This is a genomic window from Rhodococcus sp. R1101, from assembly GCF_000278445.1.
Lineage (GTDB): Bacteria > Actinomycetota > Actinomycetes > Mycobacteriales > Mycobacteriaceae > Rhodococcus > Rhodococcus gordoniae.
In genome coordinates, this window is the sequence record NZ_AJVB01000119.1 from 1 (window position 1) to 9,345 (window position 9,345).

Genomic DNA, 9,345 nt, shown 5'->3' on the forward strand with positions numbered 1-9,345 from the left:
ACCCATGTTCAGGGGACTGCCCATCGCGTCGGACACGAACAGGGCGGCCATCGTCAGGTAGATCGCGGTGCCGTCCAGGTTGAACGAGTAACCGGTGGGCACGACCACGCCGACCGTGGTGCGCTGGACACCGAGATGCTCCATCTTGGCGATCAGGCGCGGCAGCGCGGACTCCGACGACGACGTCGCGAAGATGAGCAGGTACTCGCGGGCGAGGTACTTGACGAGCTTGAACACCGAGACACCGGAGACCGCTCGCAGCAACGATCCGAGAACACCGAAGACGAACACGACGCACGTGAGGTAGAAGGCGATCATCAGCACACCGAGCTGCAGGACCGCGCTCAGACCGGTCTGACCGACGACGTTGGCGATGGCACCGAACGCACCGATCGGGGCGAGCCACAGGATCATCGTCAGGATGCGGAAGACCAGCTTCTGAAGGTGACCGATGCCCCGCAGGATCGGTTCACCCGACTTGCCGATGCCCTGGATGGCGAAGCCGACGAGCAGCGCCACGAACAGGGTCTGCAGGACGCTGCCCTCGGTCAGTGCGGACAACAGGGAGGTGGGGATGATCGACGCGATGAAGTCGACGGTGCCGCCGGCGGCATGCGCCTTCTCGGCGAGTTCGGCACCCGATCCGGCGTTGGCCGGATCGAGGGTGAGCCCCGAGCCCGGGTCGAGCAGGTTGCCCACACCCAGGCCGATCGCGAGGGCCACGGTCGACATGCCCACGAAGTAGATCAGCGCGAGTCCACCGATCCGGCCGACGCTCGCCGCTGCCCGGACCGACCCGATGCCGAGCACGATGGTGCAGAAGATCACCGGGCTGATCATCATCTTGATCAGGTCGACGAACATGGTGCCGAGGACACCGAGCGACTTGCCCGTCTCGGGGGCCAGCCATCCGACGGCGATACCGGCGACGACGGCGATGATGACGCCGATGTACAGCCAGTGGGTACGGTCGCGGCGTTTCTCGCCCCGCACGGTTGTGGTGCTCATGGAGTGCCCTTCGATCATGCGCGGGCTCGTCGCGCGATGTTCACGGATAACGGGATGCGGTGACGCACCGGCGAGGACTCGGGAATCGACCGTGGTTCGGTCGGGTACTACGGGACCCTGGTAGGGCCGCTCCGCGCCCGGGCGGTGACCGGCATCACGTCCACATAAGGACATGGTGGTGGCCGGGTCGCCGCGGGAGAAGTTTGTGTACATAGTGTTCACGGGAGGTGAACGGTGAACCGTCGCCAGGCGAGACCGCCGATGAGCGTGGCGGGCCAGCTGCTCATCCTCCAGTCGGTCGTGTTCACGGTGGTAGCGATCGTGGCGGGTGCGCTCATCGTCGTCGACGAACGGCGCGACGCCGACGACGCCACCCGTCGCGGCGTGACCGATATCGCAGTGACCACCGCGGTGTTCCCGGAGATCGCCGAGGGGCTGCTCGCCCCCGACCCGACCGCCGCGCTCCAGCCGCGCGCCGAACAGATCCGCGAGGCGACCGGAGTGGACTTCGTCGTGATCGTGGACCCGGACGGGCTCCGCGTGACGCATCCGGTCCCGGAGCGGATCGGACTCCCGTACACCGGCCACATCGACGAGGCCCGGTCCGGGCAACCGTTCAGCGAGACGTACACGGGCAGCCTCGGATCGTCGATCCGCACCATCGCGCCGGTCTACGACGACGGCACGCTCGTGGGATTCGTGTCGGTCGGGGTGACACGGGAGAGGATCGCCGAGAACTTCGTGCGGAGCCTGCCGGGCATCGTCGGCCTGGTGGCGGCCGGGCTCGTGGTCACCGCGGCGGGGGGATACCTGATCGCGCGGCGCCTGCGCCGTCAGACCCTCGGGCTCGATCCCGACCAGCTGCGGCGCATGTACGAACACCACGACGCCGTCCTGCACTCGATCGGCGAAGGGCTACTGGTGTTCGGTGGAGCACCCGGCGCCTCACCGCAGGTCGACGTCGTCAACGACGAGGCACGCCGCCTGCTCGGTCTCCCCTCGACCGGGCCGGTCCCCTTCGACGCCCTGCCCGAGACACTGCGCGAACTCGCAACCACCGGCGAGGCACGCGACGAGGTGCACCTGACGCGCGACCGCACCCTCGTCGTCAACAGCGACGCGGTGAACTGGAACGAGCGTCGCATCGGCACCGTCGTCACCCTCCGCGACCACACCGAGTTGCGCGGTGTCCTCGGTGAACTCGACTCGGTCCGCGGATTCGCCGAGTCGCTGCGGGCGCAGGCCCACGAGTCGGCGAACCGTCTGCACACCATCGTCACGATGGTCGAACTCGGCCGGACGGAGGACGCGGTCGCGTTCGCGACGCAGGAACTGGCGGTCTCCCAGCACCTGATCGACCGGTTGACCGGTGCCATCCACGAGCCGGCGCTGTCGGCGTTGCTGCTCGGCAAGATCGACGAGGCCGCCGAACGAGGTGTGGAACTGACCGTCACCGACGACACGGAACTGGGCCCGATTCCGTCGATCCCGGCGCGCGATATCGTCACCCTCGTCGGGAATCTCATCGACAACGCCATCGACGCCTCCCATGCGTCGGACGACCCGTGGGTGGAGGTGACTGTGCGTCGGGACGATTCGTCGATGATCGTCGAGGTCGCCGACAGCGGGCCGGGGATGTCGCCGGAGGTGCTGGCCCGGGCCATGCAGCGCGGCTACTCCACCAAGTCCGAGCAGCGCGGCCTCGGACTCGCACTCGTCGCCCAGGTCGTGGCGCGTCACGGGGGAACTCTGCGCACCGAACCGTCGCTGGGTTCGATGATCGTCGCCGTGATCCCCCTGGAGAGCCGGCCGTGATCCGGGTGCTCGTCGTCGAGGACGAACCGCTCATCGCCGAGGCCCACCGTGAATACGTCGGGAGGGTGGACGGATTCGAGGTGGTAGGTGTCGCGCACACGGGTAGCGACGCCGTGCGGGCGGTCGCGTCGGCTGCGCGGGTGGGCACACCGGTGGATCTGGTGCTGCTCGACATCGGGCTCCCCGACACGAGCGGCCTCGAAGTGGCTGCGCGCCTGAGCGCCGGTCGTCCGAGTCCCGACATCATCGCCGTCACGTCGAACCGCGATCTGGAGGTCGTGCGGACGGCGGTCGCGCGGGGTGTGGTGTTGTATCTGCTCAAGCCGTTCACCTTCGCGGCACTGCAGGACAAGCTCGAACAGTACGTGGCCTACCGCTCGGCGTTGCGCGACGCCGAGACCGCGGCGGGCCAGCACGATATCGATCGTGCCATGTCGGCTCTGCGCACCAGCAGTTCCCGTCCGTCCACGCCCAAGGGCATCTCCCCCGACACGCTGTCGAAGATCACCGATTTCCTTCATCACGCCGACGGGCCGCGAACCGCTGCGGAAGTCGGATCGGCCGTGGGGGTCTCACGCGTGACGGCATGGCGCTATCTCGAACGGCTCGCCGACGACGGCGCCGCGACCCGACTCACCGAATACGGCCGCGCCGGTCGACCGCAGGTCCGGTACGAACTGCGCAGGTGAGCGGTCTGCTATCGGCTACACAGTTCGTCATTCGCGTCGGCAATTGCTGCGGCGAATAGCGAGAACGCGAGCGGATACCGAGCTCAGCCCGCAGCGGTCTCCGCGCGGTAGGCACCGGACGTCTCGAGCACCCACGCGAACTCGAACGCGACCTCGCGCCACTTCTCGTACCGGCCCGACACACCGCCGTGCCCCGCGCTCATCTCCGTCTTGAGCAGCAACGGCGCATCGCCGGTCTTCGTCGCGCGCAGCTTGGCGACCCACTTGGCGGGTTCGACGTAGAGCACGCGCGTGTCGTTGATGCTGGTGATCGCGAGGATCGCCGGGTAATCCTTGGCCTCGACGTTCTCGTAGGGGCTGTACGAGCGCATGTACTCGTACACCTCGGGATTCGCGAGCGGGTTGCCCCACTCGTCCCATTCGATCACCGTGAGCGGCAGAGACGGATCGAGGATCGACGTGAGCGGGTCGACGAACGGGACGTTCGCGAGGATGCCCGCGAACAGTTCGGGCGCGATGTTCGCGACCGCACCCATGAGCAGGCCACCGGCGCTACCGCCGTCGGCGACGAGCTTCTCCGGGCTCGTGACACCGGTGTCGATCAGGTGCCGCGCGCACGCCACGAAGTCGGTGAAGGTGTTCTTCTTCGTCAGCGACTTGCCGTTCTCGTACCAGTGCCGGCCCATCTCGCCGCCGCCGCGCACGTGCGCGACCGCGAACACCATGCCCCGGTCGAGCAGCGACAGCCGCGCGACGGAGAAGGCCGGGTCGATGCTGGCCTCGTACGAGCCGTAGCCGTACAGCAGCGTGGGCGCGTTCTCCGGGGTGCCCTTCCGCACGACGATCGACAGCGGGATCGTCGTGCCGTCCTCGGCGGTCGCCCAGTCGCGTCGCTGCTCGTAGAGCGACGGGTCGAAGTCGCCGAGCACCGGCTGCGACTTGAGCAGCGTCAGCTCACCCGTGCTCACGGTGTAGTCGTAGACCCGGCTCGGGGTGATGAACGAGGTGTAGCCCAGACGCAGGGTGGGCTGGGTCCATTCGGGATTCGCGCCCGGCCCGACGGCGAAGAGTTCCTCGTCGAACTCGAGTTCGGTGAGCGTGCCGTAACCCTCGTCGGTCAACGGCCACACCGCGAGCCGGGTGAGGGCCTCCCGACGGTAGCCGAGCACGAGGTGCCCTTCGAACGCGTCGACGTCCTCGAGGCGCACGTCGTGCCGGTGTCCGATCAGGGTGCGCAGGGCGGACGGGTCGTCGACGGGAGCTTCGGCGAGCACGAAGTTCTCGGCCTTGTCGCCCGTCTCGGGGTCGACGTCGTTGTGCAGGACGAGGAATCGGTCCTCACCTGCGATCACCGCGTGTTCCGCGCCGTACTCCACGCCTTCGCGGCGCGGCAGCATCACACGGAATTCGCCTGTGGGGTCGGCGGATTCGAGTACCCATCCCTCGGTGGTGATCTTGGATCCGACCCAGATCATGAGGTACTTCTCGCTGCGGGTCGAGCCGATCGACACCCAGTACCGCTCGTCGGGTTCGTGGAAGACCTTCACGTCCTCGTCGACGGCGGTGCCGAGCTTGTGCCGCCAGACGGTGTCGGGCCGCCACGACTCGTCGACCGTCTGATAGAAGACGTGGCTGTGGTCGAGCGCCCACGTCGCTCCCGGTGCGGTGCCGGGGATCTCGTCGGTCAGCAACGCGCCCGTGGCCAGGTTCTTGAATCGCAGCGTGTACCGCTCGTCGCCGACGACATCGGTCGAGTACGCGAGCAGCGTGCCGTCGTGGCTGATCGAGAACGCCCCGAGCGAGAAGAACTCGTGCCCTTCGGCCTCGACGTTGCCGTCGAGGAGCACCTGTTCGCCGGGGAGCTCGACGCCCGGGGTCACGTTCGGCGGTGTCCAATCGTCGGCGTCGGCGATCGGGCACCGGCACTGGATCGCGTACTGCTTGCCCTCGACCGTGCGGGCGTAGTACCACCACTCACCCATCCGGGTGGGGACCGACATGTCGGTCTCCTGAGTGCGCGACCTGATCTCCTCGAAGATCGTTTCACGCAGCGGAGCGAGATGCTCCGTCTGCGCCTCGGTGTACGAGTTCTCCGCTTCCAGGTACGCGACGACCTCGGGGTCGTTCTTGTCGCGCAGCCATTCGTAGTCGTCGACGAAGGTGTGCCCGTGATGGGTGCGCTCGAGCGGCACCTTCTTCGCGACCGGCGGAGTGATCTTCGAGGAGGTCATATGCGGTCAGCCGATCCAATCGTCGAAGGACAGTCCCGAAATACGTTCGTACGCCTCGATGTAGCGAGCTCGCGTCTTGTCGACGACGTGCTGCGGCAGCGGCGGGGGCGGGGTGTCGGAGGCGCGGTCCCAGCCCGATTCCGGTCCGGTGAGCCAGTTCCGGACGATCTGCTTGTCGAAGCTGGGCTGAACCTTGCCCTCCTCGTACTCGTTCGCGTCCCAGTAGCGGGACGAATCCGGGGTGAGGACCTCGTCGGCGAGCACCAGATTGCCGGCCTTGTCGAGACCGAACTCGAACTTGGTGTCGGCGAGCAGGATGCCGCGGTCGGACGCGTACATGGCGGCGCGGTCGTAGATGTCGAGCGTGTCCTGGCGCAGCTTCATCGCCAGGTTCAGCCCGACCTTCTCGACGACGTCGTCGAAGGAGATGTTCTCGTCGTGGTCGCCGAGCGCAGCCTTGCTGGCCGGGGTGAAGATCGGTTCGGGCAGTCTGCTGGCCTCGACGAGCCCCTGGGGCAGGGTGACACCGCAGACGGAGCCGGTGGCCTGGTAATCGAGCAGACCGGAGCCGGTGAGGAAGCCTCGGGCGACGCACTCGACGGGCACCATCTCGAGGCGCTTGACCACGAGTGCGCGGCCGAGGACCTCCTCGGGGATACGCTCGTCGTCGGGTTCTCCCGCGAGGTGGTTGTTGGTGGCGTCGAGCAGCTTGAAGAAGAACACGCTCATCGCAGTGAGGACCCGCCCCTTGTCGGGGATCGGGGTCTCGAGCACGTGATCGTAGGCCGAGATCCGGTCACTGGCGACGAGGAGCAGGTGCTCGTCGTCGATCACGTACAGATCGCGCACCTTGCCGCCGGCGAGGTGTTGGTAGGACTCGAGTGAAGGACGCACGCTGACACCCTAGTGCTCATCGAGTGGCTGCACCGCACCCCGTGGCGGATATCCCACTCGTTCACAGCCGGGTGGAACAACGAACGTACGAGTGGGAACAGGAGTGGCATGGCCGCATCGTCGCGAGTGGACGTCGGGTTCGGGTCCGAGCGGGGTCCGATCCTCGTCGCCCTGATGCTCGCCACCGCCCTCGTGGCGCTCGAGAGCACGATCCTGGCCACCGCGATCCCGACGATCGTCGCCGACCTGGGTGGCTTCACCCAGTTCCCGTGGTTGTTCTCCGCCTATCTGCTCACGCAGGCGGTGCTCGTCCCGGTGTACGGCAAACTCTCCGACGTCTTCGGCCGCACCCCGATCCTGTTGTTCGGGATCGGGGTGTTCGCGGTGGGTTCGGTGCTGTGCGCGCTGTCGTGGAGCATGCCGGCGCTGATCGCGTTCCGCGCGGTGCAGGGCCTGGGCGCCGGCGCCGTGCTGCCGATGGCCCAGACCATCGCCGGGGACATCTACACCGTCGCCGAGCGCGCCAAGGCGCAGGGCTATCTCGCCAGTGTGTGGGGGATGTCGGCGGTGATCGGCCCGGCCGTGGGCGGTGTCTTCGCCGACTTCCTGTCGTGGCGGTGGATCTTCTGGATCAATGTGCCGTTGTGTGCCCTCGCGGCGTGGGTGCTCGTCCGCAACTTCCGCGAGGACACGCCGTCGGGACCGCGACCGCGCGTGGACTGGGCCGGCGCGGCGACACTCGCGGTGGGCGCCGCCCTGCTGATCCTCGGCCTGCTCGAGGGCGGGCAGTCCTGGGCGTGGACGTCGGCGACCGGGATCGGCATCTTCGCCGCCGGTGCAGCACTGATCGCGGTGTTCGTGTGGATCGAGTCCCGCGCCGCCGAGCCGATCCTGCCGATCCGGCTGTTCACGCGACGTGTGCTGGTCACCACCAGCGCGGTGTCGTGCCTGGTGGGTGCGGTCGTGCTGGGCCTGACCTCGTACGTGCCGTCGTTCGTGCAGGGTTCGCTGGGCACCACGGCGCTCGTCGCGGGGTTCACGCTGGCGACGATGACGATCGGCTGGCCGATCGCGGCGGCGCAGTCGGGCCGGCTCTATCTGCGGATCGGTTTTCGCAACACCGGTCTGGTGGGTGCGGTGCCGCTGTTGTGCGGCGCGGCGCTGTTGACGCAGGTCGGGGTGGATTCGGCTCCCTGGGAGGTGGCGATCTGCTGCGTGCTCGTGGGACTCGGGATGGGGTTGATCGCCAGTCCTGCGCTGATAGCGGCGCAGTCCAGCGTCGACTGGTCCGAGCGGGGCGTCGTCACGGGCGCGAACGCCTTCGCACGTGCGATCGGCAGCGCAGTGGGCGTGGCGGTGTTCGGTGCGCTGGCCAATGCAGCCCTCGGGGGCGCAGCGGCGGACGAGACCGTCACCGGAACTCCCGGTGCGGCGCAGTTGGCGGACTCGGTGGCGCCGGTGTTCGTCGCCGTTCTGGTGTGCGCCGGGCTGCTCGTGTCGTGCGTGTGCCTGATCCCGAATCGTCCGGCAGCGGCCGGGTAGGCGACACGCCGCGTGCCTATACCGTTACCTATGCGCTGTTTCGTATTCGCTCGGAATCGGGCACCATCTCTGCGGTGAGAACGACAAGCGGCGGCAAGGACACCATCGACGACGTGACGTACTTCCCCGTCGGGGCTGCGGAACACGCTCTGCGGCGACTGGCACACGCCACGGCGATGCAGGACACGACGGACTACGAGTCGCTGCGCTCGGCCATGGACGCGGAGTACTTCTGGCGCGGTGTCGCCGAGACCTTCCGGATCGCGGACGAGGCGTTCCGGATCGTGTCGTCCGCGACACGCGACCGGCAGGACATCTCCGCGCACGTCATGGCGCGCGCTGCCGACTGGGTGGGCACCATCGAGCTCGCCACCGAAGGTTCCCGGTTGTACGGGGCACTCGTCGCCTACACCCAGGGTGTCAGCGAAGGATATTCGGCAGTGGAGGCGTGGGCGCGCGACGGACGAGCATGACGCGATGCGGGGCCGGGGTGTCCACCCGGCCCCGCCTCCTCTCGTCCTGGGGAACCGTCCGTCAGGCGACGGCTTCGAGATCGCCCGCGTCCCGGAAACGCCGCAGCGTCGGAGTCGAGACGAACATCACCGCGATGACGGCCACACCGGCGACGCCGTAGACGGTCAGGGCCATGGAGATCGGCACCAGGGAGGCCACGACGCCGGCCGCGACGGCGCCCACGGAGGTACCGGCCGTCACCTGCGCACCCCACACCGCCGCGATCCGTCCGCGGTACTCGTCGGAGGTGTTGCGCTGGACGGTGGCGTACCGCACGACGTCCGCGAGCGAGTCACCGAATCCGTGTGCGGCGAGACCGAACAGCACCACGGCGAGGATGCCGGTCGCACCGGCACCCACCAGACCCGCGGCCGAGACCGCCATGAGCAGGTAGACCACCAGCCCGTACCGGCGGATCGACCCGGTCCAGCCGCTGGTCAGCGACCCCACCACGGCCCCGACGGCAGGCGCCGTGTAGAGCAGGCCCACCACCGACGGGCCGACGCCGAGCACTTCGTCGGCGAATTCCGGGATGAGCACGGCCCAGCCGGACAGCAACATCGCGAGGAACCCCACGATCAGCACCTGCCCCACCACACGGTTGTGTGCCGCGTACCGGAAGCCCGACATCACCGATCTCAGCGGTGATTCCT

General features: G+C 68.0%; 8 protein-coding genes. 4 read left to right on the forward strand and 4 right to left on the reverse strand.

Annotated features, from left to right (window positions below; translation table 11 throughout):
* The coding region (locus R1101_RS0110230; protein ID WP_016933338.1) for a cation:dicarboxylate symporter family transporter at positions 1 to 1,008 on the reverse strand (1,008 nt) is incomplete at its 3' end.
* Between the two features lie 261 nt (positions 1,009 to 1,269).
* On the opposite strand from R1101_RS0110230, the gene R1101_RS0110235 reads away from it, so the two are divergent.
* Together R1101_RS0110235 and R1101_RS0110240 are read left to right on the forward strand one after the other, a co-directional pair.
* Entirely contained in the window at positions 1,270 to 2,823 is a 1,554-nt protein-coding gene (locus R1101_RS0110235; protein WP_016933339.1) for an ATP-binding protein, read from the forward strand.
* Positions 2,820 to 3,512, forward strand: coding sequence for a response regulator (locus R1101_RS0110240; protein WP_016933340.1), 693 nt, complete (start codon positions 2,820 to 2,822; stop codon positions 3,510 to 3,512). The genes R1101_RS0110235 and R1101_RS0110240 overlap by 4 nt, the downstream gene beginning before the upstream one ends.
* An 83-nt stretch (positions 3,513 to 3,595) precedes the next feature.
* Here the strand turns inward: R1101_RS0110240 and R1101_RS0110245 are convergent, their stop codons facing one another.
* Complete coding sequence (locus R1101_RS0110245; protein ID WP_016933341.1) at positions 3,596 to 5,743, reverse strand: S9 family peptidase; 2,148 nt, start codon at positions 5,741 to 5,743, stop codon at positions 3,596 to 3,598.
* A gap of 6 nt (positions 5,744 to 5,749) precedes the next feature.
* Positions 5,750 to 6,637, reverse strand: coding sequence for a phosphoribosylaminoimidazolesuccinocarboxamide synthase (locus R1101_RS0110250; protein ID WP_016933342.1), 888 nt, complete (start codon positions 6,635 to 6,637; stop codon positions 5,750 to 5,752).
* Positions 6,638 to 6,745: 108 nt separating this feature from the next.
* Here R1101_RS0110250 and R1101_RS0110255 point away from each other — a divergent pair, with 108 nt between their 5' ends.
* Positions 6,746 to 8,179: an MDR family MFS transporter gene (locus R1101_RS0110255; RefSeq protein ID WP_016933343.1), complete on the forward strand. Its 1,434-nt coding sequence runs from the start codon at positions 6,746 to 6,748 to the stop codon at positions 8,177 to 8,179.
* 74 nt (positions 8,180 to 8,253) lie between these two features.
* Positions 8,254 to 8,652, forward strand: coding sequence for a hypothetical protein (locus R1101_RS0110260; protein ID WP_016933344.1), 399 nt, complete (start codon positions 8,254 to 8,256; stop codon positions 8,650 to 8,652).
* A 61-nt stretch (positions 8,653 to 8,713) separates the two neighbouring features.
* Here R1101_RS0110260 and R1101_RS26365 read toward each other — a convergent pair.
* Positions 8,714 to 9,345, reverse strand: a 632-nt coding sequence (locus R1101_RS26365) for an MFS transporter (RefSeq protein ID WP_037222771.1), incomplete at its 5' end; no start/stop codon positions are given.

Coding starts and splice junctions, on each gene's coding strand:
- R1101_RS0110255 (WP_016933343.1), top strand. CDS start 6,746: ATGGCCGCATCGTCGCGAGTGGACGTCGGGTTCGGGTCCGAGCGGGGT.
- R1101_RS0110235 (WP_016933339.1), top strand. CDS start 1,270: ATGAGCGTGGCGGGCCAGCTGCTCATCCTCCAGTCGGTCGTGTTCACG.
- R1101_RS0110245 (WP_016933341.1), bottom strand. CDS start 5,743: ATGACCTCCTCGAAGATCACTCCGCCGGTCGCGAAGAAGGTGCCGCTC.